The organism is Flavobacteriaceae bacterium (assembly GCA_003443635.1).
Classification (GTDB): domain Bacteria; phylum Bacteroidota; class Bacteroidia; order Flavobacteriales; family Flavobacteriaceae; genus AU392.
The window spans coordinates 2,613,638-2,632,460 of sequence record CP031964.1; the positions used below are offsets into that span (position 1 = coordinate 2,613,638).

Annotated in this window: 20 protein-coding genes and 1 rRNA gene; 14 read left to right on the top strand and 7 right to left on the bottom strand. The window is 29.7% G+C overall.

The genetic code is table 11. From position 1 onward, the window contains the following. A complete protein-coding gene (locus D1817_11915) occupies positions 1 to 609 on the top strand; it encodes a YigZ family protein (GenBank protein ID AXT20568.1) in 609 nt (202 codons plus the stop codon). Here the strand turns inward: D1817_11915 and D1817_11920 are convergent. Further along, a complete protein-coding gene (locus D1817_11920) occupies positions 604 to 960 on the bottom strand; it encodes an acyl-CoA thioesterase (GenBank protein AXT21274.1) in 357 nt (118 codons plus the stop codon). The two genes, D1817_11915 and D1817_11920, sit on opposite strands and share 6 nt — an antisense overlap. A gap of 252 nt (positions 961 to 1,212) precedes the next feature. On the opposite strand from D1817_11920, the gene dnaA reads away from it, so the two are divergent. The 3 genes from dnaA to D1817_11935 all read left to right on the top strand — a co-directional run bounded on the left by dnaA (position 1,213) and on the right by D1817_11935 (position 3,896). Continuing rightward, complete coding sequence (gene dnaA, locus D1817_11925; protein ID AXT20569.1) at positions 1,213 to 2,640, top strand: chromosomal replication initiator protein DnaA; 1,428 nt, start codon at positions 1,213 to 1,215, stop codon at positions 2,638 to 2,640. 17 nt (positions 2,641 to 2,657) lie between these two features. After that, the gene (locus D1817_11930; GenBank protein AXT20570.1) at positions 2,658 to 3,110 is read left to right on the top strand and encodes a low molecular weight phosphotyrosine protein phosphatase; all 453 of its coding nucleotides are present in this window, start codon (positions 2,658 to 2,660) and stop codon (positions 3,108 to 3,110) included. Between the two features lie 69 nt (positions 3,111 to 3,179). Then, positions 3,180 to 3,896: an SAM-dependent methyltransferase gene (locus tag D1817_11935; GenBank protein AXT20571.1), complete on the top strand. Its 717-nt coding sequence runs from the start codon at positions 3,180 to 3,182 to the stop codon at positions 3,894 to 3,896. A 7-nt stretch (positions 3,897 to 3,903) separates the two neighbouring features. Here the strand turns inward: D1817_11935 and D1817_11940 are convergent, their stop codons facing one another. The 4 genes from D1817_11940 to D1817_11955 form a co-directional block, all read right to left on the bottom strand. After that, a complete protein-coding gene (locus D1817_11940) occupies positions 3,904 to 4,557 on the bottom strand; it encodes a peptidoglycan-binding protein LysM (GenBank protein AXT20572.1) in 654 nt (217 codons plus the stop codon). A gap of 401 nt (positions 4,558 to 4,958) precedes the next feature. Next, on the bottom strand, positions 4,959 to 6,002 hold the full coding sequence (mltG, locus tag D1817_11945) for an endolytic transglycosylase MltG (protein ID AXT20573.1): 1,044 nt from the start codon (positions 6,000 to 6,002) through the stop codon (positions 4,959 to 4,961). Continuing rightward, entirely contained in the window at positions 5,992 to 6,525 is a 534-nt protein-coding gene (locus D1817_11950; GenBank protein ID AXT20574.1) for an N-acetyltransferase, read from the bottom strand. Before D1817_11950 ends, mltG begins: the two co-directional genes overlap by 11 nt. Next, a complete protein-coding gene (locus D1817_11955) occupies positions 6,519 to 7,298 on the bottom strand; it encodes a diaminopimelate epimerase (GenBank protein AXT20575.1) in 780 nt (259 codons plus the stop codon). Before D1817_11955 ends, D1817_11950 begins: the two co-directional genes overlap by 7 nt. Before the next feature lie 243 nt (positions 7,299 to 7,541). On the opposite strand from D1817_11955, the gene D1817_11960 reads away from it, so the two are divergent. From D1817_11960 to D1817_12005, 10 genes are all read left to right on the top strand, one after another. Next, on the top strand, positions 7,542 to 8,975 hold the full coding sequence (locus tag D1817_11960; protein ID AXT20576.1) for a PDZ domain-containing protein: 1,434 nt from the start codon (positions 7,542 to 7,544) through the stop codon (positions 8,973 to 8,975). A 140-nt stretch (positions 8,976 to 9,115) separates the two neighbouring features. Next, entirely contained in the window at positions 9,116 to 10,564 is a 1,449-nt protein-coding gene (locus D1817_11965; protein AXT20577.1) for a glyceraldehyde-3-phosphate dehydrogenase, read from the top strand. Positions 10,565 to 10,686: 122 nt separating this feature from the next. Next, positions 10,687 to 11,304, top strand: coding sequence for a tRNA (guanine-N1)-methyltransferase (locus D1817_11970; protein ID AXT20578.1), 618 nt, complete (start codon positions 10,687 to 10,689; stop codon positions 11,302 to 11,304). Positions 11,305 to 11,377: 73 nt separating this feature from the next. Beyond that, positions 11,378 to 11,818: an N-acetyltransferase gene (locus D1817_11975; protein AXT20579.1), complete on the top strand. Its 441-nt coding sequence runs from the start codon at positions 11,378 to 11,380 to the stop codon at positions 11,816 to 11,818. Between the two features lie 102 nt (positions 11,819 to 11,920). Continuing rightward, the gene (trmD, locus tag D1817_11980; protein ID AXT20580.1) at positions 11,921 to 12,598 is read left to right on the top strand and encodes a tRNA (guanosine(37)-N1)-methyltransferase TrmD; all 678 of its coding nucleotides are present in this window, start codon (positions 11,921 to 11,923) and stop codon (positions 12,596 to 12,598) included. Between the two features lie 190 nt (positions 12,599 to 12,788). After that, entirely contained in the window at positions 12,789 to 13,139 is a 351-nt protein-coding gene (locus D1817_11985; GenBank protein ID AXT20581.1) for a 50S ribosomal protein L19, read from the top strand. Positions 13,140 to 13,874: 735 nt separating this feature from the next. After that, the gene (locus tag D1817_11990; GenBank protein AXT20582.1) at positions 13,875 to 14,447 is read left to right on the top strand and encodes a pentapeptide repeat-containing protein; all 573 of its coding nucleotides are present in this window, start codon (positions 13,875 to 13,877) and stop codon (positions 14,445 to 14,447) included. Between the two features lie 186 nt (positions 14,448 to 14,633). Further along, a complete protein-coding gene (locus tag D1817_11995) occupies positions 14,634 to 16,865 on the top strand; it encodes an NADP-dependent isocitrate dehydrogenase (GenBank protein ID AXT20583.1) in 2,232 nt (743 codons plus the stop codon). Between the two features lie 100 nt (positions 16,866 to 16,965). Continuing rightward, positions 16,966 to 17,787, top strand: a complete 822-nt coding sequence (gene murQ, locus D1817_12000) for an N-acetylmuramic acid 6-phosphate etherase (GenBank protein ID AXT20584.1) — start codon at positions 16,966 to 16,968, stop codon at positions 17,785 to 17,787. Positions 17,788 to 17,815: 28 nt separating this feature from the next. Further along, the gene (locus D1817_12005) at positions 17,816 to 17,998 is read left to right on the top strand and encodes a hypothetical protein (GenBank protein AXT21275.1); all 183 of its coding nucleotides are present in this window, start codon (positions 17,816 to 17,818) and stop codon (positions 17,996 to 17,998) included. Between the two features lie 2 nt (positions 17,999 to 18,000). On the opposite strand, the gene D1817_12010 is transcribed toward D1817_12005, so the two are convergent. Together D1817_12010 and rrf are read right to left on the bottom strand one after the other, a co-directional pair. Next, complete coding sequence (locus tag D1817_12010) at positions 18,001 to 18,510, bottom strand: hypothetical protein (protein ID AXT20585.1); 510 nt, start codon at positions 18,508 to 18,510, stop codon at positions 18,001 to 18,003. Positions 18,511 to 18,648: 138 nt separating this feature from the next. Continuing rightward, positions 18,649 to 18,755: ribosomal RNA gene (gene rrf, locus D1817_12015) — 5S ribosomal RNA — on the bottom strand. Between the last annotated feature and the right edge of the window lie 68 nt (positions 18,756 to 18,823).

Below are 18,823 nucleotides of genomic sequence, written 5' to 3' on the forward strand. Positions count from 1 at the left end.
ATGAGCGAAAAAGACACTTATAAAACTTTAGCAACCGCTTCAAAAGTTGTTTTATTTAAAGATAAGAATAGTAAATTTTTTGGATACGCTTTCCCAATCTTAAATACCGATGATGTAAAAACTCATATTGAAGCCTTAAAAAAACAACATCATAGTGCCAGACATTGGTGTTATGCTTATCAAATAGGAATAGAAAAGATCACCTATCGAGCTAACGATGATGGGGAACCAAGTAATAGTGCAGGACAACCTATATATGGGCAAATACAATCGTTTGATCTCACTAATATTTTAATTGTTGTTGTTCGTTATTTTGGAGGTGTTAAATTGGGTGTTGGTGGTCTCATAAACGCTTATCGAACAGCTGCGCAAATGGCATTAGAAACTTCTACAGTGATAGAGAAAACTATAAACAATGATTTTTTAATCACGTTTGATTATAAGCATATGAATAAGGTAATGCGAGTTATTAAAGAAAAACAGATTAACATCATTAATCAAAAATTAGAATTAGATTGTCAAATTCATATTTCTGTTCGAAAAAAAGATTCAGAATCTGTGTTTAATCTTTTTGAAAATTTATTTGAAATTAAAATTGAAAACTTATAACGAATAGTTTTGCAGTTTGTCTAAAATAAATTGTGGGCATTTTACAGGTTTATTGGTTTTCATATTTATAAATACCAAAACAGTGTTTCCAAATGTTAAAATTTCATTAGATTGATTTGTAATTTCATATTTAAATTCAATAGCTGCAGTAGGCTCTTTTATAAGTTGAGTTTTTACATTAATTAAATCATCATAATATGCTGATTTTTTGTATTCTAAAGATAAAGAAACTACCGGAAGCATAATCCCATTTTTTTCCATTTCTCTATAAGAAATACCCAAGTTTCTCAACCATTCAACTCTTCCTATTTCTAGGTACTGTGCGTAATTCCCGTGATATACTACCCCCATCTGATCTGTCTCTCCATATCGCACCCTAATTTGAGTTATATGAGAAATTTCGTTGACTATTTTCAATTTTATATAAAATATTTTTGTACATTCATCATCCGATAAACATGAGAAAAAAAAACTTAAAATTCAACTGTTTTGAATTTTTTTATTAAGAATATTGTTCACATATTTGTCTCAAGAAAAATAATAGAGGGAAAACTTATTTTTTTTCATTTCAACTAACTAATTAACTAAAAAACTTTCACTCAAATGAGTCAAACTGCGCAAACGGTATGGGGTAATTGTCTAGAATTTATAAAAGATAATATTCAACCTCAAGCATATAAAACATGGTTTGCGCCAATAAAAGCAGTTAAGTATACTGACAACTCATTAAGTATTCAGGTACCTAGTAAATTCTTTTACGAATGGCTTGAAGAGCACTATGTTAAAATTTTAAAAGTTGCACTCACAAAAGAGTTAGGGGAAAATGCCAAACTTGTTTACATTATTAAAATGGAAAACACTTATGGTAATAAACAACCATTTACTGAAAAAATACCAAGCGCAAATAGAAGTGGTTTAAAATCTCAAAATGTAGAAGTTCCTCTAAAGAACAAAAATCCTGAGCTTAAGAACCCATTTGTAATTCCTGGTATTAGAAATGTAAAAATTGAATCTCAATTAAACCCTAATTATAGCTTTGAGAACTTTTTAGAAGGAGATTCTAATAGACTAGCCAGAAACGCAGGTATTGCTGTAGCAAATAAACCAGGAGGCACATCCTTTAATCCATTACTTATTTTTGGAGGTGTTGGATTAGGTAAAACTCATTTAGCTCATGCTATTGGGGTAGACATAAAAGATAAATATCCTGAAAAAACTGTTTTATATATTTCTGCTGAAAAATTTACTCAGCAATATATAGATGCTGTAAAGAAAAACAATAGAAATGATTTTATTCATTTTTATCAAATTATAGATGTTCTTATTATAGATGATGTTCAGTTTTTATCTGGAAAATCTGGAACACAAGATGTATTTTTTCACATATTTAATCACTTACATCAAAATGGCAAACAAGTTATTTTAACAAGTGATAAAGCACCTGTAGACATGCAAGATATTGAACAACGTTTATTATCACGTTTTAAATGGGGACTATCTGCAGAATTACAAAATCCTGATTTTGAAACTAGAGTTTCTATATTGAAAAACAAATTATATCGTGATGGCGTAGATATGCCCGATGATATTGTTGATTATGTAGCAAAAAACATTAAATCTAATGTAAGAGAGCTAGAAGGTGCTATAATTTCTTTGATTGCTCAATCTTCTTTTAATAAAAAAGAAATTACTATTAATCTTGCAAAAGATGTTGTAGAGAAATTTGTAAAAAACACTAAACGAGAGGTTTCTATAGATTATATACAAAAAATAGTATCAGATTATTTCCAGATGGATGTAGATACACTTCAATCTAAAACAAGAAAACGTCATATAGTTCAAGCAAGACAATTAGCGATGTTTTTTGCAAAGAAATTCACTAAAGCTTCACTTGCAAGTATAGGGTCTCAAATTGGGAAACGTGATCACGCTACTGTTTTACATGCATGCAAAACAGTAGATAACTTATCCTCTACCGATAAACAATTTAGAAAATACGTAGAAGATCTCACTAAAAAATTATCTATTTAATTCAAATACACTTTAATATGATTAAAGTATTAATGGTTTGCCTGGGAAATATTTGCCGCTCACCATTAGCAGAAGGTATTCTAAAATCTAAATTACCTAAAGACAATTTTTTTATTGATTCTGCTGGAACTGCAAATTACCATGTTGGAGAGAAACCAGATAAACGTTCGATAGCTATAGCTAAACAATATGATATAGATATTTCTTTTCAAAAAGGAAGGCAATTTAAAACATCAGACTTTGACACTTTTGATTTGATATATGTTATGGATAATTCTAATTACAATAACGTAATTGCATTAGCCAGACACAATACTGATATCAAAAAAGTAAAACTAATTTTAGATGAATTAAATACTGGCACTAACTTAGAAGTACCAGACCCATATTATGGAGGCGACAAAGGATTTGAAAATGTATATCAAATGTTAGATAAAGCTTGTAATAATATAGCAAAAAAACTAAACTAACTATCAGTTATAAATTGCAATAACATAGATTTTTGTAAATTTAGATCAGCTAACTTAAAAACCTAAATCGTGGATAGTGAAAAAGGGAAATTATACTTAATTCCTACTAGACTTGGAGAAAATGCGCCTTTAGAAGTACTTCCAATATCTGTAAAGAAAATTATAGAACAAGTTGATTATTATATTGTTGAAAATGAAAAAACAGCACGTCGTTTCATAAAAGCCATTAGCTCTAATAAATCTCAACAATCTTTAAAAATAAATATCTTAAATAAGTTTACAGATCAGAATGAATTATCATCTTTTCTTAATCCGTGCTTAGAAGGTAAAAATATAGGCTTGTTATCTGAAGCGGGATGCCCTGCTATTGCAGATCCAGGTTCAGATATTGTAAACATCGCTCACCAAAAAGATATTAAAGTTATTCCTCTGGTCGGTCCTTCATCAATTTTATTAGCATTAATGAGTTCTGGCATGAATGGCCAAAGCTTTACTTTTAACGGGTATCTTCCTATAGAAAAAAATGAACGAAAAGCGTATTTAAAAAAATTAGAACGTTTATCTTTTGAAAATAATCAATCACAATTATTTATTGAAACACCTTATCGAAACAATAAAATGCTACAAGATATTTGTATTGCTTTACATAAAAACACAAGAGTATGTGTAGCTTGCGATATTACTCTTCCTACTGAATATATAAAAACAAAAACTGTATTAGACTGGAAGCATACAAATGTAGATTTACACAAACGCCCAGCAATGTTTATTATTCATAAAGATTAGAAACTTATTAAAGTAGAGAAATTTTAGCTTTTTTGTCGCCAACGATATCTGTAGTATCATAACCTGAGAAACGTTTCAGGTAATATCTTAAAGTTGTTCCGTATGCATCAGTAAAACCAATAGCACCGTAACTTCTTAAATATTTTTTCACACTCCCCGGCCCCGCTAAATGTGCTGCTGCTAAGATACCCGATTCAGTAACGAGAACGCCGTCTATAGTTCTACCTACAAATTGCTTAATATCTCTTCTAAGAACCCATTTGTTACGTTCTGCATTGGCTATAAAAGCTTTTTCTTGCAATTCTGGATTATTTAAAAAAGCTCGTGTATTATATATTCCTAGTACATTTAAAGTACTTCTTCCAAACTGATATTTACCTAAATACCCTAGTGTATTAACCACAAAATAATTACCTCTAGACTCTTTAAACGCTAAAGCTTCTTTAAAACCAACAAAAGATTTACCTAATTTTGGTGTTAAAAACTGTTCGTTATCATCTTCAATATTCATAGCAATATCTTCAGAAACAGTATAATTTAACTCTAAACACTGAGTTGCATATGTTTCCAAATCAATCTCATTATCAGCACTTAAAGCAATATACAAGCTTGCAAAAAGCACTAACGGAATCACTGAATAATATATTACATGTTTATACATAATATGAATTTTAAAAGCACTTTGTAGGGCTTTAAATTTCAGCGTGCAAAATTAGATTTTTTTTTGATAATATCAAAATTATTCGTTTAAGAGCTATTTTTTGAAGTACAATAGATGAAATGCACTCCTTATTTGGCTATTAATTCTTAAAAAATCGAGAAGGTTTGATCTCATAAAAACCTTGAAATTGATTATAGCTTATTAAACGAAGTTGTAACCTTCATAAAATCAATAACTAAATTAAATTAAAATATTTTGTGATTTTTAAATAGCCCTTAAAGTTATTAACGGCTTCATTAACAACTCATTGTTTACAAGAAGTCTAAAATATAATCTATTATTAAAAAAGAATTTAAATTCTAAAAAACGAGCTATTATCGTGCAGTTTCATCAACTAAAAGCTATTTTCTAATTCCTTTTTGATTTAAATACCGTTGATATTCACGAGCATTTTGACCGTGCTGAGCTATAGTTTTTGCGAATTTATGGAATCCTGGTTTTTGTGCATTTGCAGCAAAGAAAAAATAATCATGCTTTTCATAATTTAAAACAGCATCTATTGCAGAAATATCTGGCATAGCGATTAAACCTGGAGGTAATCCCGCATTTTTGTATGTATTATAAGGAGAGTTTATCGCTTTATGAACATTTAAAACACGTCTAATAATAGTGTTTTTATATTTAGGTAGTTGGTATGCTGCAAACTTTATAGTTGGATCCGCATCTAAAGTCCATTTATTTTTCAAACGATTAATATACACGCCAGCTATTTTTGGTTGCTCTGTTTTTTGTTTTGATTCCTCATATACAATAGATGCTAATGCAATAACCTCATCACGATTTAAACCTAAATCTTTAGCTTTTTTTAATCGAGAGTCGTTCCAAAAACGATTGTATTCTTTCAACATTCTGTTTCTAAATTCATCTGCAGATGCATTCCAAAACAATTCATAACTATTAGGCAAATACATTCCTAAAGCTGTTGCTGTTGTAAATCCATTTTTTAAATAAAAATCTGAATCCTTAAACGAATTAAGTAACGAAAGACTATCTATTTCTAATTGACTAGCTACTCGTCCAGATAAAGCTTCTAATGAATTCTGATTATTAAAAGATACACGCACAGGAATATTATTGCTCCGTATAGAATTAATAATATCATTATTAGTCATATTCTTTTTAATAACATATTTACCTGCTTTAATATTAGTGGTATATTTTTTTCTAGCGGCCAAAGCATCAAAAGTTTTAATATCTTTTAACAATGGGATCAAATCTTCACGCACATCATTATAAGTAGCATTTGTATTCACATAAATATAAGCTTCATTATTACTAAATGCTGTATTTGCCACAAACATTGCAGAGTACACATAATACGCAAAGTAAGCAGCTATTACCAATCCTATTAAAGCTATCGCAAGAAATATTTTTTTAAAGTACATTTGTATGTATAAGTTGAAATAAATATTCGTTTTTAAAAACTCCGTTTACAAGGTTCCAATCTTTTTTTAATCCTACCTTTTTAAACCCTTGCTTAACAAATAAATTAATACTTGCAGTATTCTCTTCGGAGATATTACAATAAAGCTGATGCAAATTTAAATGCTTAAAACAGTAATCGGTAAGCAAATTTAAGGCTTCAAACCCATATCCTCGTTTTCTATCGGTCTCATTTTTTATCAAAACACCTATCCCAGCACGATGATTTGCGATATCAAAATCAAAAATATCGATCATTCCTAAAGCTTCATTTTCATAATCAGAAATCACTAATCTAAGTTGTTTCACTTCATAAATATCTTTATGTGAGTGTTCTAAATATTGTTTAATTAGAAATTTAGAATATGGAGTTTTTGTATTGCTAATTTCCCAAATAGTTTCATCATTTTCAATCTTATGAATAAACTCAAGGTCGTCAGGTTCAAGAGCACGAAGATATATATGTTCTCCTTTTAAGGTTACCATTCTATTTCACCTTTAAATACTTGAGTTGCTGGCCCAATAAGCCAAATATCGTGATAAATATTATTTTCTTTATTAAAAGATACCTGTAGAGTTCCTCCTTTAGTTTTTAGATTTATAAGATCATTATCCGTTTCTTTATTATGATGCATTGCTAGGGCTACTGCCGTAACTCCAGTTCCGCAAGACAATGTTTCATCTTCTACGCCACGCTCATAAGTTCTCACAGAAAATGTATTATCATTTAATTTTTCAACAAAATTCACATTAGCGCCAGCATTATTGTATGGACTTCCATAACGTATCTCAGATCCTTTTGTTTTTACATCTAAATCAGGTAAGTTGTTTTCAAATTGAACATGATGTGGTGATCCCGTATCTAAAAATAAATGTGAATTATAATTTTCAATATTGGTTACATCTTGCATTTGTAACTTCACTATATCGCCATCTACAATGGCATGATGTACACCATCGATAGCTTCAAAACTAGCTTTATCATTAATAACACCTAAATAGTTTGCAAATGAAGTTATACATCTTCCTCCATTTCCACACATAGAGCTTTGGTTACCATCAGCATTATAATAAACCATTTTAAAATCTAATTCAGAATGATTTTCTAACAAAATTAAACCATCACCACCTATGCCAAAACGTCTGTCGCATAAAAAATGAACTAATTTGGTATCTTTTTTGTTGAAATTATTTTGACGATTGTCAATTATTACAAAATCGTTACCTGTACCTTGATATTTATAAAAAGTATGTGTCATATAATAATGTTTATTCTAAAAATTAGGATTTATATGCAACACTCATAATAATTATAAGTCTTTATATTTAAAACTAATAGTTACAAATGTTTATTGAAAGATTTAGATATAAACTGGGACAAAGATATAAATATTAACTCGTATTTTATGCTGTTAAAAACGCGTTAAATTTAAAAAAACGAATCAATATTTAATTAACTTTAATCGTTAGTTAATTATAAATTTATAAAACCGAAAACGAAGATGAAAAAGACTTTAACACTTATTTTAGTTTCTGCTTTAGGCGGAGTTTTAACATTAGTTGGCTATAAAACTTTAATTGAACCAAATAATAGCATTGCTTATGAAGAAGTGCAACAGCCTGTTACTAGGTTCATTCCAGCTTCATACTCTACTACAAACACTAATTTAACTTCCTTAGAAACCCCTGATTTTGTTTTTGCTGCAGACAAAACAATCCATTCTGTAGTACATGTTAAAAATACTGCTAAAAGCAATAATTCTGGATTAACAGCTTTTGAGTTATTCTTTTCTGGAGGCAGGGAGTCAAGACCACAAATAGGCACTGGTTCTGGAGTTATTATTTCTCCTGACGGTTATATTATAACAAACAATCATGTTATAGAAGGTGCTGAATCTATTTCAATTACTACCAACGACAATAAAATTTACGAAGCAAATTTGGTTGGCACAGATCCAAAAACAGATATTGCTTTATTAAAAATAGATGCTGATGAAGATTTACCATATACTGCTTTCGGAGATAGCGATACTGCCAAAATTGGTGAATGGGTATTAGCGGTTGGAAATCCTTTTAATTTGACATCTACCGTAACTGCTGGAATTATTAGTGCTAAATCTAGAGATTTAGATAAACGTGGCAGAAATACACAATCTTTTATACAAACAGATGCTGCCGTAAATCCAGGGAATTCTGGTGGAGCTTTAGTAAATATTAATGGTGATTTAATTGGTATTAATACAGCAATTACATCACAAACTGGATCTTATGTAGGGTACTCATTTGCAGTACCAAGTAATATAGCTCGTAAAGTAGTTGAGGATCTTTTAGAATTTGGAAATGTTCAAAATGGAATTTTAGGGGTTTCTGGAGAAGCTCTTAATAGTGAAAATGCTGCAATTTTAAATATTGATATCACTGAAGGGTTTCATGTTAGTGATGTTGAAATTGATTCTGGAGCAGATAAAGCAGGGGTTAAAAGTGGAGATGTTATTAAAAAGCTGGATGATGTAAAAATTTCTAAATTCTCAGATTTAAGAGGGTATTTAGGAGCTAAACGCCCTAATGATATCGTAAATCTAACCATCCAAAGGGGGAATACAGAAAAAATAATTCCTGTCACTTTATCTAAAAGTGAAATATCTACTATAGAAATATTAGATATGAATTTAAGAAATATTCCTCAAGGCATAAAAGACGAATTTGGCTTAGATAATGGTGTAATCATTTCTAACACAGAGAACTATCAACTATATAGAAATTATGGCGTGAAAACTGGCTATATTATAACACATATTAATGATACTCCTATTAAAAAGATAAGTGATATTAATAAACTAAAAGAAAAATATGGTACTGATTTTGAGAAAAAGATTTATAAAATTAAAGTACTTAATCGCTCTGGAGAGCAAAAAAGAGAAATTACTTTAAAATAAAAAATATTTTTTTTCTCAGAAAAACCCTTAAAACTTGGTAATAAGTTTTAAGGGTTTTTTAATTAAAAAACACAACTAAAACGCTTGAAATGTATTATTTTTGCGGCAAATTTTAACAACACAACTAAAATCATAATACAATGAGTGTTAACGAAACTTACGAAAAAGAATTAGCATTTCAAGCAGATCGTAGAAGAGCTACTGTAGAGTTTATTAAAATAGTTAGTGATTTATGGTATGACAAATCCATAGAACTAGTTATTTTTAGAAACCCTTTGATCGATAAAAATGTTAGCGAGATATTAAACCTTCACGAATATGCTGGAGAATTTGTTCAAAAACCGATTTCTATTTTTGATTCTGTTGAGATTGCACAAGCAATTAAAACTCTAGACATTCCTCCTGCTAAACTTGACATCGGTAAGTTAACTTATGAGTATCATTTAGAAGATGATAAATACAATAATGCTACTGCATTTGTTGCCGATAAATTAAAAGATGCAAGTGACAATGAAACAATCACCCCTAAAGATGTAGTATTATATGGTTTTGGTAGAATTGGACGCTTGGTTGCTCGCGAATTAATGACAAAAACTGGGAAGGGTAGTCAATTACGTTTAAGAGCTATTGTTACTCGTGGTACAATTAACGAAACTATATTAGAAAAAAGAGCTTCGTTATTACGTAATGATTCTGTACATGGCGATTTCCCTGGAACGGTGATCGCAGATGTAGCAAATGAAGCTTTAATTATTAATGGAACTACTGTTAAAATAATTTCTGCAAATGCACCTGAAGATATCGATTATACTATTTACGGTATTAACAATGCTTTAGTTATAGATAATACTGGGGCATTTAGAGATAAAGAAGCATTAAGTTGTCACTTAGCCTCTAATGGCGCAGATAAAGTATTATTAACTGCACCTGGTAAAGGAGTACCAAATATTGTACATGGTGTTAACCAATTCGAAAATAATCCAGACGAGATTGATATTTTCTCTGCGGCATCTTGTACTACAAATGCTATTACTCCTATTTTAAAAGCCATAGAAGATTCGTTTGGTGTAAAGCACGGGCATTTAGAAACAATCCATGCCTATACTAATGATCAAAATTTAGTAGACAATATGCACAAAAAATACCGTCGTGGTAGAGCAGCTGCATTAAATATGGTTATTACGGAAACTGGTGCTGGTAAAGCAGTAAGCAAAGCATTACCTGTTTTAGAAGGTAAATTAACCTCTAACGCAATTAGAGTTCCTGTTCCTAACGGATCTTTAGCAATATTAAATTTAGAAATAGAAAAAGAAACTTCAACAGATGCTGTAAATGCGATTATTAAAAAATATGCATTAGAAGGTGATTTAGTTGAACAAATAAAATATGAGTTAAGCGACGAATTAGTATCAAGTGATATTGTTGGAAGTTCTGCTCCAGCTATTTACGACAGTAAGGCTACAATTGTTCGTGAAGATGGTAAAAATATTGTATTATATATATGGTATGACAATGAGTATGGTTATAGTCATCAAGTAATCAGGTTAGCTAAACATATCGCTAAAGTAAGACGTTTTACATATTATTAGTGATTTAAAACGTCCAAAATTTTAGTTTCATCGTATAATAATTAAGCCCCACATTTCGTGGGGCTTAAAAATTTAATATTTATATTGCTAACGTTTTTAATCAACTCTAAATCAACTATCAAATGAAACATTTCTTTACTCTTGTTTGCCTTCTTATATTTAGTATTTCTATCGGTGCTCAAGATAATACTGAAAAACAACCTACAACATCAATTAATGAAGGCACTATAGCAGATCAATTTGAATTTGTTATAAAAAAATCCAGTAATTGGAGGGATGAAAAAGGGCAATCTTATGAGGTTATTAAAAGAAATTTAATGATAACTCTTAAAGAACATACTTTAGACTCTATAAAAGCATTTCAAAAAAGATTAGATGACACAAACAAAATTGTTAATACACAACAGAACGAAATAAACGATTTAAAATCTAATCTAACGACTACTCAATCTACATTAGATGCTACAAATATCGAAAAAGATAGCATGTCTTTGTTAGGTTTGCAATTAAGCAAAACATCTTATAATGTATTAATGTGGTCTATTATTGCTGCTTTGTTAGCTTTTTTGTTAATGTTTATTTTTAGGTTTAAAAATAGCAACGTCATTACAAAAGCAGCTAAAAAAGCATTAGCAGAAACTGAAGAAGAATTTGAAGAGCACCGACGAAATGCTCTCGAACGTGAACAAAAAGTGCGTCGCCAATTACAAGATGAAATTAATAAACAAAAAGGCATTTAAAACCCCTTCTATTTTATATTTAAAAAATCCGTAATTTTCGTTACGGATTTTTTTATACCTTAAAATTTATCAAATGAAAATTTTAAAAGCACAACTAGAACATTTAAATGATATTGCTCCACTATTTGACGGTTATAGAGTTTTCTACAGGCAACTTTCTAATTTAGAAACCGCGAAAGCCTTTATAAAAGAGCGCATAGAAAAACAAGAGTCCATTATTTACATCGCATATATAGATAATACTGCGGTAGGCTTTACACAATTATACCCTCTATTTTCATCAGTGTCTATGAAACGGATGGAACTACTAAACGATTTATATATCCATCCTGATTATAGAAATAGAGGTATTGGTAAAGCTCTTATTGGTAAAGCAAAATTATTTTGCAAAAATAATAACAGTAAAGGTTTAGCAATACAAACTGAAATAACTAACAGAGCTCAGCATTTATATGAACGTTTAGGTTTTATAAAAGACCCTGATTTGCATTTTTTTTGGACTAATAATGAATAAAATGCTACTAAAAAAGATTTGGTTTATCTAACAAAACCACGATAGATCAATAATCAAAACCTCAAACAATTCAATTATCTTTGCATTTATAAAGAATGATTAATGCGAATTGATATTATCACCGTTTTACCAGAATTATTAAAAAGCCCATTTGAAGCTTCTATTTTAAAACGTGCTATTGAAGCTAATCTAGTAGAAGTACACTTACATAATCTTAGAGACTATACCGCTAACAATTATAAATCTATAGACGACACACAATTTGGAGGTGGTGCAGGAATGGTAATGACTATCGAACCTATCGATAAATGTATTTCTAAACTTAAATCTCAAAGAGATTATGATGACATAATCTATATGACTCCAGACGGAGAAACATTAAATCAAGGAATTTCTAATACACTTTCTTTAAAAGAAAACATCATTATTCTTTGTGGTCATTATAAAGGAGTCGACCAACGTGTACGAGACCATTTTGTAACTCGAGAGATATCTATTGGTGATTATGTACTCTCTGGAGGCGAATTAGGAGCTGCAGTATTATGTGATTCTATTATAAGATTAATACCTGGGGTTTTGGGTAATGAAACTTCTGCCCTAACAGATTCGTTTCAAGATGGATTATTAGCTCCGCCTATTTATACAAAACCAAGAGAGTATAAAGGGCTAAAAGTTCCAGAAGTGTTATTTAGTGGTAACTTTCCTGAAATCGAAAAATGGCGTGAAGAACAAGCTTACAAAAGAACAAAAGAGCGGCGTCCAGATTTATTAAATGATTAATTTCAACACTATTACATTATAAAATATTTAATTGAGAGCTTTATTTTTTATAAAGAGTTTCAATTAGCTATAAAAAATAAATTTATAATTGTACATTCTTAATTATTAACTATATTTGCACGCAATTTTGGATTAACCTCTGGCGAGAATCGTGAATGTTATTTCAAACTAACTATAAAATAGATTTAAAATGGAATCTTTAATAAAGTTTGTACAAGACGAATTTGTAACAAGAAAAGATTTTCCTGAATTTGGAGCTGGTGATACTGTTACAGTATACTACGAAATTAGAGAAGGAAACAAAACGCGTACACAGTTCTTTAGAGGTGTAGTATTACAACGTAGAGGGACTGGAAGTTCTGAGACTTTTACAATTAGAAAAATGTCTGGAACGATTGGTGTAGAACGTATTTTTCCTATTAACTTACCTGCACTTCAAAAAATTGAAGTGAATAAAAGAGGTAAAGTCCGTAGAGCTAGAATCTTTTACTTTAGAGGTCTTACTGGTAAAAAAGCAAGAATTAAAGAAAAAAGACACTAGTAGTACTAGAGTACTTTTAGGAGTTAAAATAATAAAAAGCCTTTATTTCAAAAATATTGAAATAAAGGCTTTTTCATGCTTATTAACAATTGTTAATAAAATTGGTTTATAACAGGTTGATATCTAATTGTTTAAAAAATTTGGATTTTTAAAATGTTATACTAAATTAGCAAAAGAGTTAAGGAAAAAATTATGAAAATTAATTTTAAGTTATTTCGATAACTTGTCTTAACTTAAATAAAGAAACGTTCTTTATATAATTGTTTTTTGAAGTTTTTAGATAGCATATGTATGTATGAATAATCGAAAAAACTATGATATTTTAATAATCACTTCACACCTTTGGTAGGGAATGGTTAATGAGATTGAAAGCTTCTAAGTTAGTTTAATCGAAAGAAAAAATTAATAACGAAACAACGCTTTTGAGAAAATAAGTCGTGAAAACGAAGTGTTTTTGATTTGGGGTCAAGAAAAACAATTAACGAAACATTTTAGTAACAGGTCAATACATTTTGGCGTTACATTATAAAATGTTTCATTTGAAATAGTAATACTTGAATTGAAACCAGTTTGTATTAAGTGTAAGCTTATTAAACTAAGTGCTAACTAAACGTTAGATAGATCACGTAACTATTTCAAAAGAAAGCCATGTCAAAATAGTTAAATCTATACTGATATGGCTTTTGTTATTATATCCTTTTTGTATATTCAACTATATACTAATTAGTTCTAGTAATGAATCTTCCATTTATATCTGATAAAACATTTAAAAGTATTAACCATAATATTAATCTACTAGCTAAAGGCGAATATGATAATTGTAAATTTTATGATTGTAATTTTGAAAACTCAGATATTTCTAATATTGTATTTTTAGAATGCACATTTATTGATTGTAACTTTAGCAATGTAAATATAAAACATACTACTTTTAAAGATGTTGAATTTATTAATTGCAAACTTCTTGGGTTACAATTTCAGAATTGTAATGATTTTCTTTTATCATTCAGTTTTAAGGAGTGTTCTTTAAATCTATCATCGTTTTATAATGTAAAAATAAAAGGAACTTTGTTTGTAAATTGTAAATTACAAAACGTAGATTTTACAAACACAGATGCTTCTTTAGTACAATTTAAAAATTGCGATCTAAGTAATGCTATTTTTGAAAACACTAATCTTGAAAAAGCAAATTTTAAAACAGCCTATAACTTTTCTATCAAGCCAAAATTAAACCATTTAAAACAAGCTAAGTTTTCTAAAGAAAATATCATTGGACTTTTAGATACTTATAACATTATTGTAGAATAACTTGTAATTAATCTTGTAAATTAAAGACTCAATAATTGCTAATTACATAAAATTAAACATTGATTATTAAGAGGATCATAAAACTAAGCCTATACATAAGTTTCACACTAAATAAGCGTAGCGAATTATGTATATTTGCTCTTCTTAAAATGAAATAGTTCTCATTTAAACTACTAACATATAACTATGGCAAATACTCCAACAATTATTTATACAAAAACAGATGAAGCGCCTGCATTAGCAACACATTCACTGTTACCTATTGTAAAATCGTTTACAGCATCATCTGGTATTAATATCGAAACAAGAGATATTTCTCTTTCTGGACGTATTATCGCAAACTTTCCAGATTTCTTAAATGATGATCAAAAAATATCAAATGCATTAACCGAATTAGGAGAATTAGCAAAAAATCCAGAAGCTAATATTATAAAACTACCAAATATTAGTGCTTCAATACCTCAGTTAAAAGCTGCAATTGTAGAATTACAATCTCATGGATATGATTTACCAAATTATCCAGATGAGCCTCAAAATGATGATGAAAAAGAGATAAAGCAACGTTATGATAAAATTAAAGGTAGTGCTGTAAATCCAGTATTACGAGAAGGTAACTCAGATAGAAGAGCTCCTAAAGCAGTAAAAAGCTTTGCTCGTAATAATCCGCATAGTATGGGTGCTTGGTCTTCAGATTCTAAAACACACGTAGCTACAATGGAGCATGGCGATTTTTGTCATAACGAAAAATCAATTACCATTCCTGAAGCTTCAGATGTAAAGATTGTACATCAGGATATTAATGGAAATACAACTGTTTTAAAAGAAAATGTATCGCTTCTTGCTGGGGAAATTATTGATGCATCAGTAATGAGTAAAAAAGCATTATTAGAGTTTTTATCAAAACAAGTTGCAGATGCTAAAGCTAAAGATGTTCTGTTTTCATTACACATGAAAGCGACTATGATGAAAGTTTCTGATCCTATCATTTTTGGTCATGCAGTAACTATATTTTTTAAAAATCTTTTTGAAAAGCATGAAAGTACTTTAAACGAAATCGGAGTTGATGTTAATAATGGTTTTGGTAATTTATTAGCAAATCTTCAAGAATTACCTGAAGATAAGCGTAAAGAAATAGAACAAGATATTGAAGCTGCTTATAATAATGGCCCCGCTTTAGCAATGGTAAATTCAGATAAAGGTATTACTAACCTTCATGTTCCTAGTGATGTTATTATTGATGCTTCCATGCCTGCAATGATTCGTACTTCAGGGCAAATGTGGAATGCAGAAGGAAAACAACAAGATACTAAAGCTGTGATTCCAGATAGTAGTTATGCAGGAATTTATACAGCAACTATAGATTTTTGTAAGCAACATGGTGCTTTTGATCCAACAACCATGGGTACAGTTCCAAATGTTGGTTTAATGGCTCAAAAAGCTGAAGAATATGGATCTCATGATAAAACATTTGAGATTCCTTCTAATGGAAAAGTAAGTGTTATTGATGTTTCTGGAAATACATTAATTGAGCATTCTGTTGAAACTGGAGATATTTGGAGAATGTGTCAGGTTAAAGACGCTCCTATCCAAGATTGGGTTAAATTAGCAGTAACAAGAGCAACTGCAACTCAAACACCTACAGTATTTTGGTTAGATCATAACAGAGCTCATGATGCAGAATTAATTAAAAAAGTAAATACTTATTTACCTAATCATAATACTACAGATTTAGATATTAGAATTTTATCTCCTATTGAAGCAACACTTTTTACTTTAGATAGGATTAAAGATGGAAAAGATACTATTTCTGTAACAGGAAATGTATTAAGAGATTATTTAACCGATTTATTTCCAATTCTAGAATTGGGTACAAGTGCAAAAATGTTATCTATTGTGCCATTAATGAATGGAGGTGGTTTATTCGAAACAGGAGCTGGTGGTTCTGCTCCAAAACACGTGCAACAATTTGTAGAAGAAAATCATTTACGATGGGATTCATTAGGAGAATTTTTAGCTTTAGCTGTATCTCTTGAGCATTTAGGAACTTCTAACAATAATTCTAAAGCATTAGTATTATCTGAAACATTAGATGATGCAACAGAAAAATTATTAGCTAATAAAAAATCTCCTTCAAGAAAAGCTGGCGAATTAGATAATAGAGGGAGTCATTTTTATTTAGCATTATATTGGGCAAAAGGTCTAGCAAATCAATCTAAAGATGATGCTTTAAAAGCACAATTTACACCTATCTATGAGCAATTAAATACAAATGAAGAGGTTATCGTTAATGAGTTAAATTCAATTCAAGGTCAATCTATAAACATAGGTGGATATTATGAATCTAATGAAGAGTTAACAGGGAAGGCAATGAGGCCAAGTGTAACTTTAAATAAAATTATTGATGCTATTATAGTATAGATAATTCATTATAAAATAAATATAAAAGCTCCTTCTTGGGGCTTTTTTTATATTAATCATCTTCAATTAATTTGAAAATTAAAATTGTATTTTTGAAAGTATGGATTTTATTAAAACAACAGAGCAAGATTCTAATTATAATAACCTAGAAAGCATGCCGCTTCTTGAATTATTAACCAATATAAATAATGAAGATAAATCAGTACCGTTAGCAGTAGAGAAAGTATTACCACAAATAGAAAAGCTAATTGCTCAAATTGTTATTAAGTTAAAGTCTGGAGGACGTTTATTTTATATTGGAGCGGGTACTAGTGGGCGTTTAGGTATTTTAGATGCTTCTGAATGCCCTCCTACTTTTGGTGTCCCGCACGAACTAGTAATTGGTTTAATTGCTGGTGGGGATACTGCTATAAGAAAAGCTGTTGAATTCGCTGAAGATTCAAAAACTCTTGGTTGGGAAGATTTACAAAAATTTAATATTACAGATAAGGACATTGTCATTGGTATAGCCGCATCAGGAACAACACCTTATGTGATTTCTGCCTTAGAGCAATGCAATCATCATAATATTGCTACAGGTTGTATAACTTGTAATTATAATAGCCCATTATCACAAGTTTCACAATTTCCTATTGAAGTAATTGTAGGTCCTGAATTTGTTACAGGAAGTTCAAGAATGAAAGCTGGTACTGCTCAAAAACTAGTATTGAATATGCTAACAACCGCAAGTATGATTCAATTAGGCAAAGTAAAAGGAAATAAAATGGTGGACATGCAATTAAGCAATCATAAGCTCTTAAATCGTGGTGTTAAAATGCTTATAAATGAGCTTGGTATTTCTGAAAAAGAAGCAATTAAACTATTAGAAAAGCATCAAAATGTACGTCAATCTATAATTCAATATAAAAATGAACACAGATAGAAATATTCTAGCACAAGGCTTAAAGTTTATGGGATTAACTTTAATATTAATGTTTGTAGGCCCTACACTTCTTTATATTGGCTTTTCTAATGAAGACAAACCACTTTACATACCTATTTTAATTGTTGGTTTTTTAATTTGTATCGGAGCTGTATATTTTGCTTTTAAAGGATTAAGAACAATAATGAACAGTATGTTTAAAAAACCTTAATTTTAACTAGCTTTCTCTACTTTATTTATAGGAGATGTAGGATTATATCCAAACGAAGCATCTTCAATAGTAATTCCTAAATTAGTTAATATGTAACTTATTATCGCATAATGATGTGTAGCATGAACTGCCATTTGAGCAAATAATGCACTTAAGGTATATTCAATTTCAATGTTCCCCAAACCTAAATCATCTATAACTTTGACTCTTTTAGAAAGATCTAAATCATTAATACTTTTAATTTTATTTATAATACGATCTACATTTTGAGTAGCATAACTACATTCTGTACGAATACGTTCATCTCTTGTTCTTGTAGTCAAATCTACAGTATTTTCATTTATACCATTTAATACACAGTCATAAAAATCTAATACGTGTCTTAAATGTGATCCTACACAAGAATAATAAGGTGCTATACCTCTATTAGAGAGTTGATCATCTGTTAAGCCATTTAAAAGTGATTTTGATTTTTCTAAAGTAGTTACTGAGGCGTTTAAAATATCATTCATGAGGCGAATATATATGAATTAATTATAAAATTGAAATTCTAGGACAATTAGTCCATATTATCTATTAAACTTTACATCAAAACGAATAATAAATAGAAACAAAAAACCCTTCATTAAATAATAATGAAGGGTTTCTAAAAAAGGCAGCGACCTACTCTTCCACAATGTAGTACCATCGGCGCTAATGGGCTTAACTTCTCTGTTCGGAATGGTAAGAGGTGAGCCCCATTGCTATAACCACCTTAAATCTTTATCTCATATCTATTAAATACAAGATCTAATATCTTAACATATTGAAAAAAGTATATACATA